Origin of the sequence: Clostridium sp. (assembly GCF_021372645.1) — a bacterium.
Classification (GTDB): domain Bacteria; phylum Bacillota; class Clostridia; order Clostridiales; family Clostridiaceae; genus Clostridium.
On the sequence record NZ_JAJFUC010000047.1, the window covers coordinates 75,230 to 96,598 of the forward strand.

Sequence of the window (21,369 nt, forward strand, 5' to 3'; positions counted from 1 at the left end):
AACCTCTGTCTCCAAGCAATACAACTTCCTTGTATTATAGTTGTGGTCGGCAAACCTACTTCTATTTTACAATGGAGGTTTTGTTTTTTCTACTCATAGCTAAAAGCTTTTTAGAACTACAAGTCTAACCTGTGGTATTCAATATACAATAATATATTGCGATTATACTTTGTATAAGTCCAATAAATCTGCTTATAACAGTAAGCAAAGTGACAGCAAATTCAGTATTAAATTGGATTTGCCGTCACTTTTCTAATAATTTTAACTCTTTTTTTATAAATTAAAAAAATTATATTAATTTATTATTTATTTTGTCAGATTTTTAAATATATTTACGAATTATATAAGGGTACATCCTGCTTATATATTGTAAATATATAAAGTTTCATAATTTAAAAGAGGATAAAAATTAAAAAAATAACAGAAGAGAAAAGGAAATAATTAAATGAAAAAAACAATTTTAAGTGTAGCTGTTGCAGAAATTATAATAAGTTGCAGTATGCAAACAAACGCTCATGCCGCAACTATAAATAATACAAATGATTCTAATAAGAATACATCTACAATATCTACATTACAGAAAAGCGAAAAAGTAATTTCTATAGGTTCGAAAGGTGACGTTGTAAGGAGTATACAACGATTGTTGAATTCTCTGGAAGGTTGTAATATTCAGGAGGACGGATTATATGGGGCAGAAACTTATAATGCCATAATTAAATATCAAGCTAAAAATGCCTTAAAACAAGATGGTATTGTAGGTAAACAGACAATAGCGAAATTATTGAGTATTGATGTCAACTCTAAATTAAATACTACAAATTCAAACACTGAAAATGGAACGAAAGCAACCAAGGTACAGACCGTAAATGAAATGATAATATCCGAATTAAATTCAAAAGAAATAAATTCAGATACAGATTACTTCGTAGCTGTAAGTAAATCACAAAGACAAGTGTATATTTATCACAAGGAGTATGATTCTTGGGTAAATATAAAAGTATTCACTTGTAATATAGGATCACCTGATAGCCCAACTATAGAAGGGAATTTTTATAGTGGATTAAAAGGTAAAGAACTAAGGATAAATGAAACATGTGTAAAATATTTTACACAAATAAGCGGGAACTATCTATTTCATAGTGTCCCTTATAATGATATTGGAGAAGTTATAGATGGTAGATTAGGTGAAGCAGTATCTCATGGATGTGTTAGACTTTCTTTAGAGGATTCTAAATACATCTATGATACTATTCCAGCAAAAACTGGAATTAAAATCATTAAATAAAAAATTAATAATATCTATTCAAGCAGAATAATGGTCATTTTTTGGCGTAGTTCAAAAATTAAATTTAGGTTATTGATATTGCAATATTCAGGTCACTAGCTTTTATAAAATTTGAACTACACCCTCTCTTTTATTTTAAATTTATTTCTAATTTTATCTTTATCTTTATTCTAATCGAGATTTCAAAACCTCATTCATAGAAATTCTATTAACCTTTTTCTTACTTAAAGCCTTTGAAATTTCATAAGTCATATATATATTATATATAAATTTAAAGATTTCTGCATATACTAAACATAGTATAGAAAGGAAGATTGAGTTTATGAATAAAAGTATGAAAATAATATTAGTCATAGTTGGGATTTTAATAATCTTAGCTATTCCTGTAGGTGGCTACAATAGCTTAGTTTCTCTTGAACAAAATGTTAATTCAGCATCATCAAATATTGATACTCAATTACAAAGAAGATCTGATTTAATTCCTAATTTAGTTAGTACTGTTAAAGGATATGCTACTCAAGAAAAAACTATCTTCACAGATATAGCTAATGCGAGAAGTAAATTAGCTGGTGCTACCAATGTATCAGATAAAGCTAATGCAGATACTGAGCTTTCTGGTTCTCTTTCAAGATTATTAGCTATTGTTGAGAATTATCCTGATTTAAAATCAAATCAAAATTTTAGAGATTTATCAATTCAATTGGAGGGAACAGAAAATAGAATTGCAGTTGCTAGACAAGATTATAATACTGCTGTAAATAATTATAATACTAAAAGAAGAAGATTTCCTAGCAATATAATATCCTCATTATTTGGTTTTGCAGAAAAACCGCTTTATAAAGCAAGTGAGGGTGCAAAAGAAGTTCCATCCGTGGATTTCGCCAAGTGAAAATAATTACTAAAAACAGATTTTTTAACTTATTTATATGTTTTCTTCTTTTAGTAATTTCGCTTTTATCTTATCCTGTAAGTGCTGATATTAAAATTCCTTCTCCAACAAGTTATAAATATTTAAATGACTATGCTAATGTAATTAATGAGACAGAACGAGATAACATACTTTCTATAGGAAAAGAATTAGAAGATAAAACAGGTGCACAAGCCGTTGTAGTTATAATAGACTCAACTAATAATATTCCTATTGAAGACTACGCTATTAATCTCTTCAGAACTTGGGGTATTGGTCAAAAGAATAAGGATAATGGTTTATTAATACTTTTAGCTGTAAATGACAGAGCTTGGAGAGTAGAAGTTGGTCGCGGACTTGAAGGCGCTATTCCTGATGCATTAAGTAACAGAGTTATGGAATCAATTGCAAAGCCTAGTCTTATACAAGGCAAATATGGTGAGGGATTACTTAACTCTTATAGTGCATTGTGTGATTATGCCGCCAAAGAATATAATGTTACTTTAGATAAATCTTTAAACATATCCATGACTGAGAATAATACTATTTCTAATACTAATGTTAAAATTTTTGGTGGCATTTTTATAGGTTTGATGTTACTAGATTTAATATTTAACAGAGGAAGAATTTCTTTAACTCTTTTACAACTTATCTTTATAAACAGTTTATTTAGAGAACGTGGGCCTAGAGGTGGATCTTCTGGTGGTGGCTTTGGCGGTTTTGGTGGTGGATCTTCTGGTGGTGGAGGTTCTAGTGGAAGTTGGTAAAAGTACTTAGTATATAAGATAATTATTTTTAAAATAATTATCTTTATTTATAGTTATTATAATTTTCTCAAATTCTGCAATTTCTTTGAAATATTCTACAATATTTTAACTTTTATCTATCGTGGTTAGGATTACTATTAATTTTATTAATTGCTTTTGTAACTTCTACTATTATATCTGTCTCAACTTGTTGCTTAGTACTCTCTAATTTAGCCATTATCTCGCCTAAAGGTGTGGCTACATAATGCGGCTTTAAATTATTAAGTGCAAGTGCAAAAATATCTCTTTTGCATTTTTCACATTTACATCCATCTACTTTTTCTAATAAAATATCCATATACTCTTGTACCCATACTTCCACATAATTAATAACATCATTCATTATTTTTCTCTCCCCTTATTAAAACTTTCAATCTTTTCTAATCTCTTTTCTGCTAACCAATGTCACTCTCCATGATTTACCATCAATATAACTACAACATTAATACTATTATAAGATAATTATTTCTTTTCACTGTTTTTTATTGTAATATCACTCTAAAATATATAATATATAATATATTATATATTTTCAAGACATAATATAGATATTCAATTCTAAATTAAAATTATACTAGGTATTATATTCAACATTTACTGCGCTCATACGTGCAGATAAACAAAGAAATTATATGCATATGCATCTGACAATTAATATTCAAAACCTGAAATAATTCCATTTTTATATCCATCTGTACTGTATTCTCCGGCGGTAGAACAAAGTGTAACATTTGAAGAAACCAGATTTGATAATTCTAATATTATTTCTACATTTGAAAATAAGACAACACCTTTATTAATATTTGCTTTGGTAAAATTTGATGCTTCTTGTGAATTTGAGAAAACTAATGATTTCATAATATTTAATATATTAATATATTAATGTATTCTTAAATTATCAAATGCTTTTTTACCTATGACTGTATACATATTTAATACTTCATTATTTGCTAACTTTTATTTCTTTAGCTATATTTATAAGTTCTTCTCTTTCATTTAGCTTTGGATTTTGCATAACTAACTTTAAGAGATATTTTAAAGTCTCTCCTATTATTTTTCCTTTATCAAATTCTAATTTTATTAAATCTTCACCATTTATCTTTAAATCTTTTAAACTGAAACATTCATTTTGAGCTAATATCATATCTAATTTACTTTCAACGCTAATTAAGTTTAACAATCTCTCATTAGCATACTCATGATTTTGAGCTAGTACATCTGCCTGTTGAATTTTTATTAAATCTCTTAAAAATTCTTCCCCAATTTTGTTTAGCATTTTCTTTACTGATAGCTTACTTTTTAATGTACAATCATGATATTTTATCAAAGTTAAAACTTTATTTATCATGTTATTATCATATTTCAGATCTTTAAGTATGTTTTCTGCCATTGTTACCGATTCCTTAGGATGAGCATAATAATGAGAAATTCCATTTTCATCTGTTGTCTTTGTTTTTGTCTTTCCTAAATCATGTAAGAGCATAGTTAACCTTAAGTGAAGACTTGACTCTATAGATTCTGTTGCTACAAGTGTATGCTCATATAAATCATAAATATGATAAGGATTGTTTTGGTTAAAATCATAAAGTTCATTTATACCAGGTATAATATATTCTAAAATTCCACATTCTTTTAAAGTTTCTATTTTTCTAGGATTACTAATTAATGTTTTATTAAATTCTTCTCTTATTCTTTCTCTAGATATATTTTTTATCTTATCCTTAAGTTCTTTTATTGTGAATAATACCTTTTCATCGATTTTAAAATCCAATTGTGCTGAAAATCTAATTGCTCTAAGCATTCTTAAAGCATCTTCATTAAACCTTTTTTTAGGCTCACCTACAGTTTTTATTATTCTATTATTTAAATCTTGCATTCCACCAAAATAATCTACTAAACCATCTTTTTCATTATATGCCATAGCATTAATTGTAAAATCTCTTCTTGCTAAATCTTCTTTTAAAGAGCTTACAAACTTAACCTCTTTAGGATGCCTATTATCCTCATATTCACCATCAGTTCTATAAGTGGTAACTTCGTATCCTTCCTTATTTATCATAACTGTAACGGTTCCATGCTTAAGCCCAGTCAAGGCAACTTTATCAAATAATTTCATCACTTCTTCTGGATTAGCTTTAGTTGATAACAATAGGTAAGACTTTGATGTAATCTCTATCTTTTCCCCTGCTTCACACCGTACGTGAGTCTTTCGAACTCATACGGCGTTCCAACAATTGATTGTCTTTTTAAATTAAATAACTGAATTTTCTACTAACTTTCTTAAAGAATTGACACGTTTAATCCCTTGTCATCAAGTGACAATAACCCTAGATATTTCTCAATGGTATCTATTTTTGTACAATGGATTAGCTTCTGATATCCTATTCTTTAATCGTATTTCCAAGGTTTTTGTTACTAAGAAATTTATTTGCTTAAAGTCCAATGATAAGTTTAAACCCTAAAAACTCTGTATAATTCTTTCTCAGATTAGTTTATTTTGAATATGTACTACAAATTCCCCTGTATTTATATCCTTAAAGTAACTTATATCAAGACTATCAGTTCCAACAGTTGTTGACCCCTTATTTTTCTTAATCTTTCTATATGCTAGTAAGATATTATTTTTAGAACTTATATACTGCATTAATTTAGTAAATTTCTTATTGCTACTAGATTGATTGTACAGATTGTCAAATATGCTTTGTATTGTGTAATATTCATTATTTCTTAGCGTCTGTCTTTTCTCTAGTTTTAAGCTTTCCTCCAAGTCTATTACTTCCTCCTTTGTATAACTACAAATTAAGTTTCATATCTCTTAGTCTTACTCAAACCTTGGATTCATTCATTTATTTAATTGTCAAATATCAATTGTCTAGTGGCTATAGCTAAATTATCGTTACAATAATTATCTTAGCTTTGTGCCACCACTCTCACTTAGATTAAGATAAGTTATAGAAACAATCTTTTCCTTATCAATATTTCATAGATAGTAAAATCTCCATATTCTAAGCTTTCCTTGTTCCGTTATCACTATCTTTACATATATCCGTAGGTCGTTAGTCTGAGCCTGTAAGCTTGATAATGCCTATAACATTATATGGATTTTCATAACATAAAATCTTACTAATCCACACTTACCACACTTATGTGTTGCATTCATTTCTAAATACTCTGGGTTTAAACCCGTACATTCCCAACTTCGTCAGCTACTTTAGTAGCATCCTAACCATAGATGTTTTATAGACATCCGACCTATCACCACTCGACTACCTCTAGTTCGCATTTCGTAGTATAACTAAGCTATACCTTACGGTGGTTCTCAGTCGCCTTCACCGAGCTTTTAACCCTTCAATGTTTACTCATTGAAACGCTAATCGGAGTATTAATGGAAACCCTTCAAGACGTTACTCTATCATTTGATTTCTCGTAATAACAGTTCTTAATTTCTGAATTTAATCAGCTAATAAGGCTAATCTTTTCAATTAGCAACAAGTCGCACTTATATCCCAATCTTTAGGATGCTTTTGTAAAATACTATCCCTAACACATCCTCCAACTATATAAGCCTCATACCCATTATTAATTAAAGTATTTATTATAAACTTAACATCTTGAGGTATATTAATATTCACATTCATCATCTCCTCGTCATATTACAAATTCCTATAATTTTTATGGAAAATAAGCTGCTCTCAAAATTATTCTGAGAACAGCTCATTTTTCATATTTCTTGTCTTTATATAAGGTTTAGTGTATCTTTAACTTTTTATTTCTTCTAAACGCCTTAATCATCTGCTACATTTCTATTGTTAATTGAATATACATTATATGTTTGCCATATTTTTTCTAAGTTTCCAAATACATCAGATATATTTTCTTTTTCTCTCATTCCAACAGCAATAATTAATGCATTTATTACTGATAATGGCGCAACTAACGAGTCTACAAATGAAGCCATATTACTTTGTGCTATTAATGTATAATCTGCTTTAGATGCTAAAGGTGATAATAAACTATCTGTAAGCGCAACTACTTTTGCATTTCTATCTTGAGCGAATGTCAAAGCATCAATTGTCTTAGCTGCATATCTTGGGAATCCAATTCCAATAACTAAATCACCTTCACCTACATTTATCATTTGTTCAAAAACATCTGAAATACCATAACTTACAGTCTTTACATTTTGCAGTATTATATTTAGATAAAATCCTAAAAATTCTGCAAGAGCTGTTGAACTTCTAAGTCCTATTATATATATTCTTTGTGCTTCAAATATATTTTTCACAACATCTTCAAAAGTATTTTGATTTATTTTTTCTAAAGTAGCTCTAATATTTTCCATATCCGCTTTTAGTACACCCTTTAAAGCATCTCCATCAGAAAAATAATCATTTCTAAGTTCTAACCTTTGAACTGTAGTAAGTTTATTCTTTATAAGTTCTTGCAAAGATTTTTGCAATTTGGGATATCCTGAAAATCCAAGCTCAGTTGCAAATCTCACAACTGTTGATTCGGATACTCCTACAGATACTCCAAGCTTAGCTGCTGTCATAAATGCAGCTTTGTCATAATATTTTAATATGTATTCAGCTATTAATTTTTGACCTTTACTTAACCTTATAAATTTACCTTGAATTAATCTCATTAAATCTTTGCTATTTTCATTATTTATTTCATCCATATTTTGCCTTTCTGCCATCAAATTGAATAATATCAACTTAATTTTATCATCTTATTTCCAAATGTACAATAAATAACTGATTTTTCAAAGTAAATTTTAAAAATTTGCAATATTTTTTTTATTCGCCTTCAGTATAATTTAATTATATTTTTAAATCTTATTAGAATCTAGTTCTTATAAGCTATTTATATAATTTATTTCATCTTCGCTTAAATCCCTATATTCTCCTCTTTTCAAATATCCAAGCTTTATTCCTCCAATAGATATTCTCTTTAATGATAATACTTCATGATTTAATTCTGCGCACATTTTTCTTATTTGTCTATTCTTTCCTTCATGAATCCCAATCTCTATAGTTGATATACCTTTATCATAACTTATGATTTTAACTTCTGCTGGAGCAGTTATATATCCCCCAATATCTATACCTATTTCAAACTTTTTAATATCTTTATCAGTTATTTCACCATTAACTACTGCTATATATTTTTTTACAATCTCTACTCTTGGATGAATTATTTTATTATATATTTCTCCATCATTTGTTAGTAATAATAATCCTGAACTATCATAATCCAATCTCCCAATTGGATATATTCTTTCTTTTACCTTTACTATATCTAAAATAGTATCCCTACCTTTTTCATCCTTTACAGAACTTATGTAACCTTCTGGTTTGTTAAGCATTATATATACTTTATTTTCTTCCTTACTTATTATTTTCCCTTCATATTCCACTATATCTTTTAATGGATCAACTTTGATTCCAACTTCATTAACTAAAACTCCATTAACTTTAACTTTTCCTGAAAGTATTATTTCTTCACACTTTCTTCTTGAAGCCACTCCACAACTTGCCATATATTTTTGCAATCTTTCTTCCATAATTTTAATCACTCCATAATTTTAATATCTCTACTTACTTCATTTTCGTCGTTTGATATCTTAAATTATATCTTTTTCAGCTACATAATACAACTTTTCTGAATATAAGCCCCAAAAATTTGTTTTTTATTGAAAATCAAGCCTTAATAAAGTCGTATTCATCTTAGGAAAACTTCACTGGAAGAGAAGAATCACCTTATAATTTCATATAAACAAATAATAGAAACGCTAAAACTAGCGTTTCTATCATCTAACACTAAGGCTACTTTTCAGTTATCGTCCTTAAGATTAATCAAATTACTAGAAAAATCCTCCGCAGCCTCTTCCACCGCCAAGAAATATAATAAATAAAATCCAAAGCCAAGCGCCACTACCAAATCCACCGCAGCCACCAAAGCCACTGCCAAAGCCACCGAAGCCTCCATTGCAGCAACTATTATTATTGCAACAACTATTATTATTGCAACAACAATCATTATTACAGCAAGAATTGCATCTGCAGCAACAATTACTAGAATGTTTAGACATGTTTATCATCTCCTATTCTTTTGTTATTATATCTTATTCAAGTTTTACATTTTTTGTTCTTTAATATTTGAAAATAAATATAGAAACTGCATGTGAAAAGTATCGACAATTCACATACTGTTTTTATTTACAATTAGACAAAATATTTTTATTTAGGTCTTGCAATCATAGCCATTGTAGATGTGTACTTTCCATTAAGAGTAGGTTCTATAATTGTAAATATATTTGCAAACCCAACTAATGCAGCTACTACATATCCTATAATTATCGCAAAAGTTTTATTTTTTAACATTAAGAATGGTTTTTCTATATAATTTCTTTTTTTAAATGAAATATATGCAATCGCTAAGAATAAGTATGGCAAAGTCATTGCAATATTTGTCATGTCTACTAATAATTTCAAAAAAATACTTTTGCACTACTTCCACCCATTGAAATAAATAAAACCATCACTGCTACTATAATTGTTTGAACAGTCATTGCATTTATTCGCATATCGTTTTTATCAATATTCGCCATTTTCCCTGGCCAAAATTTTGCTAGGGTTCCTTCTATTAATTGTTTAAGTGATGCATATGATAAAGTGAAAAATGCTCCTGTTAATGCTAAAAACATAGATAATTCAACAAATCTAGCAATCCAATTACCAAGTTGTATAGCTACACAATTTCTTAATCCTATTGACTCTCCAATAGAATATCCTAAATTATTCATGACAACATAAGTAATATTTACCATCCATGATGAATATATACCGCCTTTCTCTTCTTTAAATGCTGATCCATATTCAGCCATCATAAATGCGAATGGTATAGTAAATTAATTATTATTAGTTAGTTAAAAGCTACCTAATTTTAGGTAGCCTTGTATTAAGAAAATTTTTATTCTAACATAATTTTTGACTAAAAATATTATCTAGATTAACTTTTTTAACCCTTTCTCTAATTTCATTTATATCAGTGGTATAAAGATTAAGTTCTTTCATCCTTTTAAAATATCCCGACCCAGCAAAAGTATACCTATCTTTCCTTCCTTCTCTAGTTCCAGCCTTTTCATTTGCATAAGTTATCAAATCACCAATGGCAATAGATGAAGGAAGTATTAAAAGTGATATTCCCATAACTAATCTTACAGCGTTATGTCCAGCTAAAGTTCCAGTACAAATCGCTTCAGTATGACCAACAAATAATCCACTTTTTTCACCAGCACAGAACAAGTTGTCTACTCCTGTAACTTTTAAATCATTAGTCCTTGGTGCAACTGATAAATATCTAATTGAATTTCCTTTACTACCTGCATATGGATCAACATATTTTGCATTTTCTAGTCCTTTTATTTTCCTTAATTTGTGCAATGGATAATAAGTAGTCATTAGCTTAGCATGTGCAGTATATTCGAAAGGACAAGCTATATTATATTATTTGAGTCGCATAGCTTCTGCATTACATCATCAATATCTAATATATTACTGGAAAATACATTAGGTGAAAAAATCAAAAAAATTAGGTCAAGCTTAGGACTTTCACAAAATCAATTTGGAGAAAAACTCAACAGAGCTCTTACGACTGTTGCAAATTGGGAAAATGGAGTTAGAAAACCACCACAAGATATTTTAGATCATATAATAAATATGTATAAACTAGATAAGAATTATTTTAAAATGTAAAAAATTTTGAAGCTACCAAAAAGGAACGCTTATTTGTCAGATGGGGCGTTCTTTTCTTCTGTCTTAAAATTTATTTTAAAACCTCTTATGCCAACTTCTAGATTAAATTCACAATTTTTCGAATTACTTCTTAAAGTTCTATTAACTAATATCACTAGCAATACTAATATTGATAATATTAACACTCCAATTATCACAATCTAATACCACCCCCTTAGACTACTATTTCTAATAGCCCAAGGCGGAAAACGTACAACCACCGCAACCCATCTTTGCGGAAAACATAAAATTATTATATCATTATTTATTTTTATATGGAATATTTTTATTATGCATAATTAATAAAAGCTAGGAAATTTAATCCTAGTTTTTTAATATTTCTTATATCAATTGTTGTCCATTTGAATCTTTTATATTTCCGCATAAAATTAATACGAATTCTACAAACGCCCAAATTCCAACAACTATAAGCGAAATTCCGAGTGTGAAAAAACATAAAACAGTACATAGCAATTGAGCAATGCCTATACCTATATATCCAAGATAAAATCTATGAATGCCTAGATATCCAAAAAAGAAAGCAAGTAACGCCGCTACTATTTTCTGCTTAGAATTTGTAGTGGCTTGCATAGATATTTTATGCACTCTTTTTAATCATACCCCACAACTTAAACATACTTCTGATTTAGGATTAGGAACTGAACTTCCACACTCAGGGCAATATCTTCTACCTTTACCATTTTGTACACCACATTTAACACAAATTATAGCCTTATCGTTTTATCATTTTTATCCATATCCTCTACAATACATATTAATTCCTCCTATTTTACAATTACAATATTATTGTATATCATTTGGTACTCTTGTAAAATTTGATTAAATTAATCTATTTAAAGGAAAATAAAGATATAGAATTTTATTAACTCCCATGCACCTTAGTTGCATATTTTTCATATATTCTGTCAATAATTTTAAAGAAAATATAATTCACCAATTTAAATAGAGATAGCAATTAAGTCCCCCCCTGCTATCTCTATTTTTATTTAGTTGTATATTATATGAATTATTTGTCAAATATATTAAATGCATGAGTTTCCTATATATCATAATATTATTTAACATAAAAAAGATGTAGCCAAATTAATGACTGCATCTTTTTTCTATCTATTCAATTCATTCATTACATACTCATTAATAGTATCTTCTTCACCTTTAAATATCTCTGCTAAATATAATATAGTTTCTTGCTTATCTTCTGGAAGGTCTTTTATTGTTTCTATTAATGCTTTTATTTTTATATCACTCATAAAACCACCGCCTTAATATTATATTATAGTTATAATTATTAGAATTTAAAGCATTATTATTTTACAATGATTGTATATTTTTCCATGTTATTTTTGAATAAACTATAATAATTTACTAATACTATTACTGCGCTGATCTCTATTTTAAATTAATTATTACAAAAAGCAGTAGTTGGATTGCTTCTAACTACTGCTCAACACTAAATTAAACTCACTTCTTTATCTATACATCCTTCATTCTGTGCTTGAATTAATAACTTATTGTGTAACATTCTTGTTTTATTAATATCAAGCAAAAAATCTTGTTTATTATCATATGTTACATCTTTATATTCCATAGATTGGTCATACAAAGCTACTAGACCATGTAATATTGTTAACATTTCAATTTCATCTAATTTTATTTCCATATAAAACACCTCATAAATTCTATTTCATTATGTATATGTGATTGTATTTGGAAATTTACATAATAACTTTTACTTTTTCGCAACTGATTTTTAGACAAAAAAATACAGCCAATTAATGACTGTATTTTTATATAATTTTAAGAGAGAGAATTATGAGTCTTGGGGTTTTTGATATCTTTTGTATGTCTATATAATAACATATTTATTCAAAATATTCCATATTGTTTGATAATATTTCTTTATTATTTTTCGACAAATGAAAAGCAGTAGTGGATTGCTCCTGGCTACTGTCTATTAACTAATTTTAATTAATTTATAAATAAGGATTTAATTTTTATGAAAAAACGTAATTAGCTATTCTGCTAATTTTTCTAAAAGCCTCTTAATTTATAGAATTTGTATTTAAAATATTCTTATCAACGGCTGAATTTAATTTTTCTTTTATTTCATCTTTATAAACCCTTACTATTTTGCCATCTTTGTTATTAATGATATCTAATATCATTTCTGAAATAACTCCCAATAAAAAATAATTAATATTTATTATATAATGTTATTAAGTAATATATCAGATTTTATTAAAATATTTTTATATATACATAGAAGCTATTTAAGGTGCTTTAAAAGAATACTAAAAATATATTAAACTATAATACTATATTCTAATATATTTTAAATTGTACACACTGGTGGTAAATGGGTGGAATCTTATATAATTGCCACCCATTATTCTCTCAAATTCATTATTTTATTCATGTCTATTTTTAGTTAAAAAATTAATGGTACATTTTATTTAATCCTAGCTTTTATTATTTAGTATATCAGAATAGTAATTTAGCCTTGATCTTTCAAACTAAGTAATATTTTATGCATATCTTCTAAATCTTCTTTACTAAGTGATTGAAAATCATTTAACTTTTCCTGAATTGTTTCTATAACTTCACTTTTATATGATTTATCTTTTTTCTTATAAGATAAAAAATAAGTAGCTATAGTACCAGTTAACATTCCTACAAAGCCTATGCCAACTAACATTAACAATGCAGCTATTATTCTACCGATATTTGTTACTAGGCTTATATCTCCATATCCTACAGTGGTAGTTGTTACAAAGCTACACCACAGTGAATCAGCAAAAGTTTTATCTTCTGTAATAGAAATTCCAAATGCTCCAATAAAAACTGTTACTATTGTTATTATTAATATATATTGAAAATTATTAGTCTTTAAAAACTTATCTGCTCTATTTTTTAATTTATATATTAAAACTGCAAATCGTACTAATTTAGATAGCTTTGCTAATTTTAATACTCTAGCAAATTTAAATATTCTTAAGGATTGGAACATAGTATTAAATGGAATTATAGAAATAAGATCTATTTTATTATTCTTTATAAATCTAAGTTTGTTTTCACTTAAAAATAACCTTACCATATAATCTATTATAAAAATAATCCATATAATTTTATCTAAAATATCTAGTATATATGTAATGTTATTTGATAGATCTAATGTTAATTGAATTAAAATTATTGTACAAGCTATCAATGACAATATAGCAATAAATATTTCATAATATAATTTCTTATTTATTTTAATTAAAAATTTCCCCATAACATCACCCTATTAATAATAGTATATTATTTGTATCTTTTGTCAATAAATCTATTTTTAAGAAAAAAATTAAAGGTATAGGATTAACTCTCATCCCCTTCATATATGTATTGGCTAGTATTGTGCAATTTACCCAATATGCATTATATCATATTTATAATTCAAATTTAAACGAAAAATAAAAGGGCAGCACAGAAAATTTACTTCCCCATGCTGCCCTAAAAATCTGTCCTATCCATTTGAGCATTACATGTAAGGTAAGAGGCTTGAATTGATACTAAAGCATCAAATTCATTTTGAGTTAATGAGATTCCTTTTCCATCTAATGCAGATTTTATTACCAGAGCATACTTATTATTAACCCAATCTTTTAACATAGATGTTGCCTGTTCTTCTGTGACCTCTGAAATGCCTTGTATTTCTTCCCCTGTCATTCCATAACCTAATGTTAATACTCCAACTTCATCTAGGTATGGTGTAGCTGAAAAACCTTCCCAAGATTTAATAAAATCAATAAGCTTATCTGATACTAAACTTGTTTCCAGCATATGGCCATCTTTATCAAAAGTATATTTCTTACCATCAATATTTACAGTACAATTTATATAACATGAACCCATATAGCCATTACTGTCAGGCTCTAGATAATACCACACGCCCTTTAATTGAATCCATCCTGTTTTCATATCTCCGCTAGTTTCATCGAGATAATACCATCTTTTATCTTTATCTTGAAACCATCCAGTATTCATTACTCCGGTAACTTCATCCAAGTGGTACCATTTATTATTATCTTTTATCATTAGTTGCGCACCATTTCCATTGTGACATAATAATACGCCTTCTTTCTTATTTTTATACTACATAATATGGAAGAGTAACCTTAATGGCTACTCTAAAAATTAAGCTTGTACTGCTGCTTGTACTTTGCTTAATTGATCCTTAAGACTTGCATTTTCTACTTGTAGACTAGTATTAGAATCTTGTAATTGCTTAAGAGCATCAACTTGACTTAACACTACATCCTTACCTTGATTTATTTCTCCTGCAACTGCTTGGCGTAACTCTGCAACATCATTTGAAGTAAGTTCTGGAAATTTAGCAAGTAGTAATTTATCAAATTCGTCTGCCTTACTAGAAATTTTTTCTTGAATAGTTTCTCTGATCCTAAAGTTTTCTTCAACTATATTCGAAACTTCCTTTGCTGCAGTAATATAGTTTTGATGTTTTAATAATGTTTCTTCTAATCCTGCTTTTATTAGTCTCTTGCCAAGTACCTCAATTATTAATTTTAAAACTGATTTTATCATTTTACATTCCACTATAAGTACGCTTATTTTTTCATCATTTTGTGTGCATACTTTTTTACTTTTTGTGTGCGCACCTTTTTTATCTTTAGACCAACTATATCTAGTCTTCCATGACTTAACAGTATTAATGGATACTTCATATTTCTCTGCTATCTCTTTATACTTCATTCCTTTTAGATAGTCTTCTTCTGCAAGTTCATATTTCTCTTTAACCATCTCTCATTGTCACCACCTCCGGTAGGTTAGATATTTACATTGCTATCTTTTATTTATTTTTCTCATATTATTTATAAACATAATAAAAATAACCTTAGAAAAATCTAAGGTTACTCATTCACAAGTTTTATAAAATTTTCATTTTTCATTAATGTTGAAATATACATACTTGAAATCGTAAAAAATATGTTTATAATTGGCAGGATACTTATAATTATTAAACTTATACATAGTTTCCAATTATATTTATTACTCTTAAAGTTTATATTATTCTTATTTACAAATACTCTAATTAAAAGTAATATCAAAGATATGCAACTTAATCTTATTGATATTGAATATAGATAAAATATATCATTCAACTCCTTTGATTTTAAATTTTACACTTCCATTATACACCATATTTAATTATATTCCATCCAAATATTATACTTATTATTATCTTTTCTTTTTACTATTCTTAAAACATTCCTCTATATCTCTATCATTAAATGGATAATAAAATAATTCCATCTTTTCACAATCTTCTTTGCAGCATTTACATTCAATTGGAGACTTAGCACACTCAACTATGCCTTTGTTAAACTTTATATTTAGTTTTAATTTATTTCTTTAGCTCATGTGTAAATCTCCTTTCTGTTTTATTTCATTAAAACAGAACTCTACTATGAGTTCTTCAGTTTATCTGCTATAAATTTATTATATTGATTCAGTGCTGCATTTAATATTTGACTTGCAGCTACAACCTCAGGATCTATTAAGTTCCCATTATTTTCATCAATTAATTCTTCCATTTGTGTTCTTAGCTTTTCGATATCTTTTAGTAAGTCTTCTATTTCTGACATAACATTCACCTCTAGATTATTATGTCCCAAAATATTTATTAATAAGCATATTAAAAATACCCCGTATCGTCTACACATCTCCCAAGTATAAACTTAGGGCTTCAACTTTACAGGGTATTTTATATATAGGTATAATATGTTTTTAGGAGTGGTAATTAACCTCATATTAGGAATAGAGTTAATTGGTTTTTATACACTCACTATAATATTCGTTATTAAGTCTAATTTTCTGACATGAAAATATAAATTTAATAAAATTATTATACAGCCAAAAAAACACCTATATTTCTATAAGTGCATTTTGGTATAAAAGAGGTATTGAGAATTTATGAGAGTTTACATTTTAATAACCTTGTCCAATTTACATAATGGGTAATATGTTTTCCTTGGATTCTTTACACTTTATATTATTTCATATTTAAAGTGCAACTTTCTATACATTTTTAGTGCAATTTTAGTGCAATATCTCCTTCTATAATCTTATTGCATGCCCACATGTTCTGCATGTACAATATCCACCAATTTCTACATTACATTTTTCATCAGATTCTCTATTATCTTTATTGTTACATTATATTACATTCTTTTAATTTATTACAGAAACATTCATTTTCCTTATCTTTATCTCTAATAATACAGCTCATCATAAGAACTTCCGTTCGGTTTTTTCTTTTATTGTATATTAAAAAGCACCACAATTGCAATTTATTGTGATGCTTATATAATTAGTATTGCGAATTAAATTTTTTAATTATCTCATAGAATTTTTTCTGCTAACAAACCACTATTCTTCTAATTAACATGCATGAATATTATTATGGATATTACGTAAAATACAGAAAGAAAGGTGGTTAATCTAATGAAAAAGTTTATTACTATATTTTCTATTTTTTTATTTCTATCATTTAGTATGAATATAACAACGACAGTAGCACAGCCAAAAAAAGTTTCAGAAGGATTTTACTACGCAAAGGATATAAATATAATGGAAAATGTTAAGTATACTATTCAAAATGTTTCTCCTAGTTATGAATCTTTTATTATTATCTTTGACGATAAAGAAAGGATACAACAAGCTGCTCGTTTAGAACCTAATTCACAAAAGCATATTCTACTACCTATTAAATCTAACTACAAGATTACAATCATTGGTAAAGGTGAGTTAACCTTTTCTTAGAATTTGAAAGTCTTTATATAGCGTAAGGACTTTCAATACTCCGAGCAACCCTTTAGGATTCTAATACCTCGCAATTGTCTTTAATCTATTTCCATAAACGTATATAGATTTAGGTGCAATATTAATAATTTTTAATTCGTAAAATCTACACATCACGCAGTTTTATTTTCTATTTCTATTAACTTCAACTTGCATTTCATCAGAAAAAACACACCATTTCAACCCATCTTTAAAGTAAACTTCATCATTTGTATCATCTGGAACTGAACTATCAACAATTTTTTCAAATAAATTGCCCTTGTAGATAGGTTTAAATCTCCATATTCCATTTTTGTCATAATCTACTCTTAATAAAGTTCCATCGCTAAATGCTATTGTCTCATCTGAGCAATCATACGCATTAAATTCTTTTTCTAACTCCCCACTTATTTCAATTAAATCATCACTTGCACCAGTAACTACGGTTCCACTTAATACTTCTATATTCATTTTTATTTCTTCACTTTAATCTACATATTTCGTATAAAATTAAATTTTTAAAAATCCTATTTCTTTTCCTTTTGTTTGTATCTTTTTCATACCTTCATCTGTATAGCCCCAATGGGGGCAATATAATCCACTGTAACCATTTCTACCATTTGAATGTTTGCCTGTTATTATCCATTCTTTAAAATCATGAACTAATCCCCATAATGCACCTCCATGACTAAAACCTCTATCTTTCCAAACACTTCTAAGATGTATTTTTTCTTGTGTATAATCATCTATATAAAATACCGTTGTTTTTCCTTCTATAAATTTAGCAACCTTATCTTTTGATTTACTGTAAAAAAATCTTCTGTCTATACTTTCTCTTTCTCTCTCGGACAATTTTGGGACTCTGGAAGGACATTGTCCTCGCTTTTAGGTACATGCCTTTGCTTCCTTTTCTTCTCTGCCCATTTTGTCTCAGCTCCAACCATATTTTCAAGTTGAGAAAGATATAATCCACCACTTTCTAATACTTGTACTAACCCTATTCCTTTGAAAAGTTCCATTGCTACCCTAACAGTATCTTTTTCTGTATTAGTTATCTCTGAAAGTTTTTTAATATCATATGGAATTAACATATTTCCTACATTTCTAATTAATATTCCATCAGTTCTTAATGACTTCAAACACAATTTCAGATAAAATAAGCAATATTCTTTTCTATTTTCTTGATCCTCAATCCATTGAATGGTATCATCATTAAAAAAATCTTCTTTAAGTTTTAACCAATAGTATTTTTTTGGTTCTGCCATAATTTTCACTTCCTTAGTTGAATAATTTCTTAAAATTTTGCATATAATAAAATAGGTTCATAATTAAATCCACTTATTTTTTCATTGTCAGCCCCTGATAAAAGGGGCTTATTTTATTTCTAATCCTGGTACTGCTACATAAGTTTTTATACCAGTTAATTCTTCAATCTCTTTCTGAAATCGGCTAGGATTACCATTATCGTGCGATATATGAATCAATGTTATATCTTTTGTTTTTCTTAAATTCCAAAACTTCAAAGTATCTTTTAAAGTTTCCAATGACATATGACTTTTAATAGTTCTAGCTCTCCACGGTGGTAATGTTGGTAACACATCTTCTGAATAATTACATTCGATTAATATATGATCTATATCCATGAATGTGTTTTTTAAATAATAAGTATCTGTAGCAAACAATACTTTTCCTAATTCTTTGTGATATATTAAAAATCCTAATGGTTCATTCACATCATGTTGAGTATTAAATGGAACTATTGTAAATTTACCTATACTTTGTGATTCTCCATGTCTTAAAATATTAACTCTGTAATCATCTATCCCTATTTCTTCCTTTGTGCCTTGAGATAAATAAATATCTATTCCTTTTCCCCTCATAGGCACAATTGATTTACAATGATCCTTATGTGAGTGAGTTATCAAACATCCTACAACTTTATCAATTTTATAATTTAATGCTTGAATTATTTTCTTTTCATGTATTCCACATTCCAGTATCAATATTTCTTTTTCAGTTTCTAGGAAGTAGCTGTTTCCTGTACTTCCTGTAGCTATAACTCTAATCATTAAAATGGTTCATCTCCCATTTCCATTTGTTTAGCTGCTCCATTATTAACTGACTATCTGTATTACCTATTTGATTTACTGATTCTGCATTGTCTATAAACACTGGAGCACTAACCCCATAGTGTTCACATAAAGTATTTAAGATTCTTAATTACTTGCAGTATTTGCATCACCAAATGGAACTCCATTTACAAGAGCTTCACATGTTTCTCTCAATCCACCATTTCCTTGATTTTCAAATAGCTTAAATGTTACTGCACCTTTGAATTTCTTATTGATACTATCTTCTAATAGTTCAACCTTTGTTCTTATAAACTCTTCACTAAGATATTGTTGACCTTCTAATTCAGCAATTTTAATTTGTAATTGCTTTTCCTCTTCATTAAGTTCTTCCATTCTCCTTTTTAAATCTTCATTAACATCCTTCTTACCTAAAGTGATGTTTATCTCTTCTAATTCATCTTGTAAGGCTTTCTTCTTGGTTTTAAGTTCTGTATTATCATTAGATATAAATTGGTCTATCTGAGCCTGTATTCCATCAATTTGAGTTTGTAACCCCTCTTCACCTTCAACCTTAATTACTTCTGCATGTAGAAATATTAAATTTTTCTTCTACATTAGTTTTAATTTCTTCAACCTTATCTGAATCATATTCTCTACAGCAATGAGGACAACTAGATTGTGTTTCATCAAATTCAAAGACTTTATCATTCTCAACATGAAATTCATTAAGTAAAGCTACTTTTTGAGCTGATTTCTTTTGTATGTCATTCTTAATGATTTCAATATCATCACTAACTCTATCTCGTTTATTTCCTAAACTTTGAATATTGAAAGCTACTTCTTGAACTTTACTTCTAACTTCATTAATCTTCTCTTGTACTTCAAATAATGGTTTAACTGATTCTGAATGTGCTTTATTCCTTTTCTCACTAAGTTCATTTTTAAGTTTGAATAATTCATCTTGCAATTTAAGTTTTTCTTCACTAGCTTTACTGCTATCTGCAATTTGTTCATCCAAAGAGTTTATAGATCCTTGTATAATTCTTTTTCTAATTTTAAGTGCTGCAACATCAATTATTTTTATATTGTTATTACATTCATCTATCCTCGCTGGAATAGATTTAACTTCTTCCATGTGAATCCTTTCCGAATAAGGTCCACATAAAAGCATCAAATATGGTTGATTTTCCTGTTCCATTTTCACCTTGGATAGTTGTTAAAGTTTCAAAATTTATTGTTAATTCTTTAATTCTTTTGAAGTTTTAAGTATTAATTTAATAAATTTAATTTTCAATTCTTTTACCCCCTATTTGCTTGAATAATTTTTATCGTATTCATAAGATGAACATTTCATTTCGTCTACTTCTTCTTTATTTTCCTCTGAATACCAGCTGAAATCTTTCATTTCAATTGTATCTGCTTTGCACATATCACTTTTATTATGTGTACAAGTCTTTGCATTACATCTAACTAACAACTTGCATTCCTCCCTCCATGTGATATAATGGAGTTGAATTTTTAGCTATGCTACTTTGAACGCTTTGGTCGGGGTTCTTGGTAGCTTTTTTAGGTCTTCCAGAATTAAAACATCTTGTTTTAGATTTTGGTTTTAGTTCTCTTTCAATTTTTTGTTGTTGTC

The 21,369-nt window shown here is 27.8% G+C and carries 31 protein-coding genes and 2 pseudogenes; 5 read left to right on the forward strand and 28 right to left on the reverse strand.

The genetic code is table 11. The annotated features are described in order from the left end of the window. Positions 1-445: 445 nt before the first annotated feature. The 3 genes from LLF98_RS08410 to LLF98_RS08420 all read left to right on the forward strand — a co-directional run bounded on the left by LLF98_RS08410 (position 446) and on the right by LLF98_RS08420 (position 2,959). Complete coding sequence (locus LLF98_RS08410; protein WP_291702673.1) at positions 446-1,285, forward strand: L,D-transpeptidase family protein; 840 nt, start codon at positions 446-448, stop codon at positions 1,283-1,285. 322 nt (positions 1,286-1,607) lie between these two features. Further along, entirely contained in the window at positions 1,608-2,174 is a 567-nt protein-coding gene (locus LLF98_RS08415) for a LemA family protein (protein WP_291702674.1), read from the forward strand. Next, positions 2,171-2,959: a YgcG family protein gene (locus tag LLF98_RS08420; protein WP_291702676.1), complete on the forward strand. Its 789-nt coding sequence runs from the start codon at positions 2,171-2,173 to the stop codon at positions 2,957-2,959. The genes LLF98_RS08415 and LLF98_RS08420 overlap by 4 nt, the downstream gene beginning before the upstream one ends. A gap of 112 nt (positions 2,960-3,071) precedes the next feature. On the opposite strand, the gene LLF98_RS08425 is transcribed toward LLF98_RS08420, so the two are convergent. From LLF98_RS08425 to LLF98_RS08475, 11 genes and pseudogenes are all read right to left on the reverse strand, one after another. After that, entirely contained in the window at positions 3,072-3,341 is a 270-nt protein-coding gene (locus LLF98_RS08425) for a late competence development ComFB family protein (RefSeq protein ID WP_291702678.1), read from the reverse strand. Between the two features lie 308 nt (positions 3,342-3,649). After that, positions 3,650-3,856, reverse strand: a complete 207-nt coding sequence (locus LLF98_RS08430; protein ID WP_291702680.1) for a hypothetical protein — start codon at positions 3,854-3,856, stop codon at positions 3,650-3,652. 85 nt (positions 3,857-3,941) lie between these two features. Continuing rightward, positions 3,942-5,147: an HD domain-containing protein gene (locus LLF98_RS08435; protein WP_291702681.1), complete on the reverse strand. Its 1,206-nt coding sequence runs from the start codon at positions 5,145-5,147 to the stop codon at positions 3,942-3,944. A gap of 333 nt (positions 5,148-5,480) precedes the next feature. Continuing rightward, the gene (locus tag LLF98_RS08440) at positions 5,481-5,765 is read right to left on the reverse strand and encodes a hypothetical protein (protein ID WP_291702682.1); all 285 of its coding nucleotides are present in this window, start codon (positions 5,763-5,765) and stop codon (positions 5,481-5,483) included. Between the two features lie 730 nt (positions 5,766-6,495). Further along, positions 6,496-6,636, reverse strand: a pseudogene (locus LLF98_RS08445) (polynucleotide adenylyltransferase); the annotation flags it as partial. A 146-nt stretch (positions 6,637-6,782) separates the two neighbouring features. Then, complete coding sequence (locus LLF98_RS08450; RefSeq protein WP_291702683.1) at positions 6,783-7,679, reverse strand: MurR/RpiR family transcriptional regulator; 897 nt, start codon at positions 7,677-7,679, stop codon at positions 6,783-6,785. 174 nt (positions 7,680-7,853) lie between these two features. Then, the gene (locus tag LLF98_RS08455) at positions 7,854-8,564 is read right to left on the reverse strand and encodes a pseudouridine synthase (RefSeq protein WP_291702684.1); all 711 of its coding nucleotides are present in this window, start codon (positions 8,562-8,564) and stop codon (positions 7,854-7,856) included. 300 nt (positions 8,565-8,864) lie between these two features. After that, positions 8,865-9,092 (reverse strand): ground-like protein, encoded by a 228-nt coding sequence (locus tag LLF98_RS08460; protein ID WP_291702685.1) that lies wholly within the window; start codon positions 9,090-9,092, stop codon positions 8,865-8,867. A gap of 148 nt (positions 9,093-9,240) precedes the next feature. Further along, positions 9,241-9,495 (reverse strand): hypothetical protein, encoded by a 255-nt coding sequence (locus tag LLF98_RS08465; protein ID WP_291702687.1) that lies wholly within the window; start codon positions 9,493-9,495, stop codon positions 9,241-9,243. Further along, positions 9,492-9,890 (reverse strand): hypothetical protein, encoded by a 399-nt coding sequence (locus LLF98_RS08470; protein WP_291702689.1) that lies wholly within the window; start codon positions 9,888-9,890, stop codon positions 9,492-9,494. Before LLF98_RS08470 ends, LLF98_RS08465 begins: the two co-directional genes overlap by 4 nt. A gap of 88 nt (positions 9,891-9,978) precedes the next feature. Next, positions 9,979-10,476 (reverse strand): annotated as a pseudogene (locus LLF98_RS08475) (FAD-dependent oxidoreductase); the annotation flags it as partial. 6 nt (positions 10,477-10,482) lie between these two features. Between LLF98_RS08475 and LLF98_RS08480 the strand changes: the two are divergent. Continuing rightward, entirely contained in the window at positions 10,483-10,758 is a 276-nt protein-coding gene (locus LLF98_RS08480; protein ID WP_291702715.1) for a helix-turn-helix transcriptional regulator, read from the forward strand. A 29-nt stretch (positions 10,759-10,787) separates the two neighbouring features. Here LLF98_RS08480 and LLF98_RS08485 read toward each other — a convergent pair whose 3' ends face one another. The 10 genes from LLF98_RS08485 to LLF98_RS08530 form a co-directional block, all read right to left on the reverse strand. Further along, positions 10,788-10,955 (reverse strand): hypothetical protein, encoded by a 168-nt coding sequence (locus LLF98_RS08485; RefSeq protein ID WP_291702690.1) that lies wholly within the window; start codon positions 10,953-10,955, stop codon positions 10,788-10,790. 184 nt (positions 10,956-11,139) lie between these two features. Next, positions 11,140-11,403, reverse strand: a complete 264-nt coding sequence (locus LLF98_RS08490; protein WP_291702692.1) for a TM2 domain-containing protein — start codon at positions 11,401-11,403, stop codon at positions 11,140-11,142. A gap of 9 nt (positions 11,404-11,412) precedes the next feature. Next, the gene (locus LLF98_RS08495; RefSeq protein ID WP_366512084.1) at positions 11,413-11,526 is read right to left on the reverse strand and encodes a zinc-ribbon domain-containing protein; all 114 of its coding nucleotides are present in this window, start codon (positions 11,524-11,526) and stop codon (positions 11,413-11,415) included. A gap of 395 nt (positions 11,527-11,921) precedes the next feature. Continuing rightward, the gene (locus LLF98_RS08500; protein WP_291702694.1) at positions 11,922-12,068 is read right to left on the reverse strand and encodes a hypothetical protein; all 147 of its coding nucleotides are present in this window, start codon (positions 12,066-12,068) and stop codon (positions 11,922-11,924) included. A gap of 200 nt (positions 12,069-12,268) precedes the next feature. Next, positions 12,269-12,478, reverse strand: coding sequence for a hypothetical protein (locus LLF98_RS08505; RefSeq protein WP_291702696.1), 210 nt, complete (start codon positions 12,476-12,478; stop codon positions 12,269-12,271). A 382-nt stretch (positions 12,479-12,860) separates the two neighbouring features. After that, positions 12,861-12,983: a hypothetical protein gene (locus LLF98_RS08510; RefSeq protein ID WP_291702697.1), complete on the reverse strand. Its 123-nt coding sequence runs from the start codon at positions 12,981-12,983 to the stop codon at positions 12,861-12,863. 329 nt (positions 12,984-13,312) lie between these two features. Beyond that, complete coding sequence (locus LLF98_RS08515) at positions 13,313-14,092, reverse strand: potassium channel family protein (RefSeq protein ID WP_291702698.1); 780 nt, start codon at positions 14,090-14,092, stop codon at positions 13,313-13,315. A 218-nt stretch (positions 14,093-14,310) separates the two neighbouring features. Continuing rightward, positions 14,311-14,895 carry a hypothetical protein gene (locus LLF98_RS08520; protein ID WP_291702699.1) on the reverse strand — a complete coding sequence of 195 codons (585 nt, stop codon included), beginning with the start codon at positions 14,893-14,895 and terminating at the stop codon, positions 14,311-14,313. A 99-nt stretch (positions 14,896-14,994) separates the two neighbouring features. Next, positions 14,995-15,618, reverse strand: a complete 624-nt coding sequence (locus LLF98_RS15420; protein ID WP_366512083.1) for a hypothetical protein — start codon at positions 15,616-15,618, stop codon at positions 14,995-14,997. A 665-nt stretch (positions 15,619-16,283) separates the two neighbouring features. Then, complete coding sequence (locus LLF98_RS08530) at positions 16,284-16,463, reverse strand: aspartyl-phosphate phosphatase Spo0E family protein (protein WP_291702700.1); 180 nt, start codon at positions 16,461-16,463, stop codon at positions 16,284-16,286. 859 nt (positions 16,464-17,322) lie between these two features. Between LLF98_RS08530 and LLF98_RS08535 the strand changes: the two genes are divergently transcribed. Next, positions 17,323-17,640 carry a hypothetical protein gene (locus tag LLF98_RS08535; protein ID WP_291702702.1) on the forward strand — a complete coding sequence of 106 codons (318 nt, stop codon included), beginning with the start codon at positions 17,323-17,325 and terminating at the stop codon, positions 17,638-17,640. Between the two features lie 162 nt (positions 17,641-17,802). Here the strand turns inward: LLF98_RS08535 and LLF98_RS08540 are convergent, their stop codons facing one another. From LLF98_RS08540 to LLF98_RS08570, 7 genes are all read right to left on the reverse strand, one after another. Continuing rightward, positions 17,803-18,129, reverse strand: a complete 327-nt coding sequence (locus LLF98_RS08540; protein WP_291702704.1) for a hypothetical protein — start codon at positions 18,127-18,129, stop codon at positions 17,803-17,805. 39 nt (positions 18,130-18,168) lie between these two features. Next, a complete protein-coding gene (locus LLF98_RS08545) occupies positions 18,169-18,510 on the reverse strand; it encodes a hypothetical protein (RefSeq protein ID WP_291702705.1) in 342 nt (113 codons plus the stop codon). After that, a complete protein-coding gene (locus tag LLF98_RS08550; RefSeq protein ID WP_291702707.1) occupies positions 18,483-18,923 on the reverse strand; it encodes a phage replisome organizer N-terminal domain-containing protein in 441 nt (146 codons plus the stop codon). The genes LLF98_RS08545 and LLF98_RS08550 overlap by 28 nt, the downstream gene beginning before the upstream one ends. A gap of 108 nt (positions 18,924-19,031) precedes the next feature. Next, the gene (locus LLF98_RS08555; protein WP_291702708.1) at positions 19,032-19,727 is read right to left on the reverse strand and encodes an MBL fold metallo-hydrolase; all 696 of its coding nucleotides are present in this window, start codon (positions 19,725-19,727) and stop codon (positions 19,032-19,034) included. 147 nt (positions 19,728-19,874) lie between these two features. After that, the gene (locus LLF98_RS08560) at positions 19,875-20,123 is read right to left on the reverse strand and encodes a hypothetical protein (protein ID WP_291702709.1); all 249 of its coding nucleotides are present in this window, start codon (positions 20,121-20,123) and stop codon (positions 19,875-19,877) included. Between the two features lie 728 nt (positions 20,124-20,851). Next, the gene (locus LLF98_RS08565; RefSeq protein ID WP_366512086.1) at positions 20,852-20,980 is read right to left on the reverse strand and encodes an ATP-binding protein; all 129 of its coding nucleotides are present in this window, start codon (positions 20,978-20,980) and stop codon (positions 20,852-20,854) included. A gap of 56 nt (positions 20,981-21,036) precedes the next feature. Continuing rightward, a complete protein-coding gene (locus LLF98_RS08570) occupies positions 21,037-21,207 on the reverse strand; it encodes a DUF1540 domain-containing protein (RefSeq protein WP_291702710.1) in 171 nt (56 codons plus the stop codon). Between the last annotated feature and the right edge of the window lie 162 nt (positions 21,208-21,369).

Excerpts from the sequence above, each read along its gene's own strand:
- LLF98_RS08550 (WP_291702707.1), bottom strand. The coding sequence starts at position 18,923 with ATGGCAGAACCAAAAAAATACTATTGGTTAAAACTTAAAGAAGATTTT.
- LLF98_RS08555 (WP_291702708.1), bottom strand. The coding sequence starts at position 19,727 with ATGATTAGAGTTATAGCTACAGGAAGTACAGGAAACAGCTACTTCCTA.
- LLF98_RS08415 (WP_291702674.1), top strand. The coding sequence starts at position 1,608 with ATGAATAAAAGTATGAAAATAATATTAGTCATAGTTGGGATTTTAATA.
- LLF98_RS08535 (WP_291702702.1), top strand. The coding sequence starts at position 17,323 with ATGAAAAAGTTTATTACTATATTTTCTATTTTTTTATTTCTATCATTT.
- LLF98_RS08520 (WP_291702699.1), bottom strand. The coding sequence starts at position 14,895 with ATGATAAAAGATAATAATAAATGGTACCACTTGGATGAAGTTACCGGA.
- LLF98_RS08470 (WP_291702689.1), bottom strand. The coding sequence starts at position 9,890 with ATGATGGCTGAATATGGATCAGCATTTAAAGAAGAGAAAGGCGGTATA.
- LLF98_RS08500 (WP_291702694.1), bottom strand. The coding sequence starts at position 12,068 with ATGAGTGATATAAAAATAAAAGCATTAATAGAAACAATAAAAGACCTT.
- LLF98_RS08410 (WP_291702673.1), top strand. The coding sequence starts at position 446 with ATGAAAAAAACAATTTTAAGTGTAGCTGTTGCAGAAATTATAATAAGT.
- LLF98_RS08515 (WP_291702698.1), bottom strand. The coding sequence starts at position 14,092 with ATGGGGAAATTTTTAATTAAAATAAATAAGAAATTATATTATGAAATA.
- LLF98_RS08530 (WP_291702700.1), bottom strand. The coding sequence starts at position 16,463 with ATGTCAGAAATAGAAGACTTACTAAAAGATATCGAAAAGCTAAGAACA.
- LLF98_RS08460 (WP_291702685.1), bottom strand. The coding sequence starts at position 9,092 with ATGTCTAAACATTCTAGTAATTGTTGCTGCAGATGCAATTCTTGCTGT.
- LLF98_RS08455 (WP_291702684.1), bottom strand. The coding sequence starts at position 8,564 with ATGGAAGAAAGATTGCAAAAATATATGGCAAGTTGTGGAGTGGCTTCA.
- LLF98_RS15420 (WP_366512083.1), bottom strand. The coding sequence starts at position 15,618 with ATGGTTAAAGAGAAATATGAACTTGCAGAAGAAGACTATCTAAAAGGA.
- LLF98_RS08430 (WP_291702680.1), bottom strand. The coding sequence starts at position 3,856 with ATGAAATCATTAGTTTTCTCAAATTCACAAGAAGCATCAAATTTTACC.
- LLF98_RS08505 (WP_291702696.1), bottom strand. The coding sequence starts at position 12,478 with ATGGAAATAAAATTAGATGAAATTGAAATGTTAACAATATTACATGGT.
- LLF98_RS08540 (WP_291702704.1), bottom strand. The coding sequence starts at position 18,129 with ATGAATATAGAAGTATTAAGTGGAACCGTAGTTACTGGTGCAAGTGAT.
- LLF98_RS08450 (WP_291702683.1), bottom strand. The coding sequence starts at position 7,679 with ATGGATGAAATAAATAATGAAAATAGCAAAGATTTAATGAGATTAATT.
- LLF98_RS08510 (WP_291702697.1), bottom strand. The coding sequence starts at position 12,983 with ATGATATTAGATATCATTAATAACAAAGATGGCAAAATAGTAAGGGTT.
- LLF98_RS08560 (WP_291702709.1), bottom strand. The coding sequence starts at position 20,123 with ATGGAAGAACTTAATGAAGAGGAAAAGCAATTACAAATTAAAATTGCT.
- LLF98_RS08425 (WP_291702678.1), bottom strand. The coding sequence starts at position 3,341 with ATGAATGATGTTATTAATTATGTGGAAGTATGGGTACAAGAGTATATG.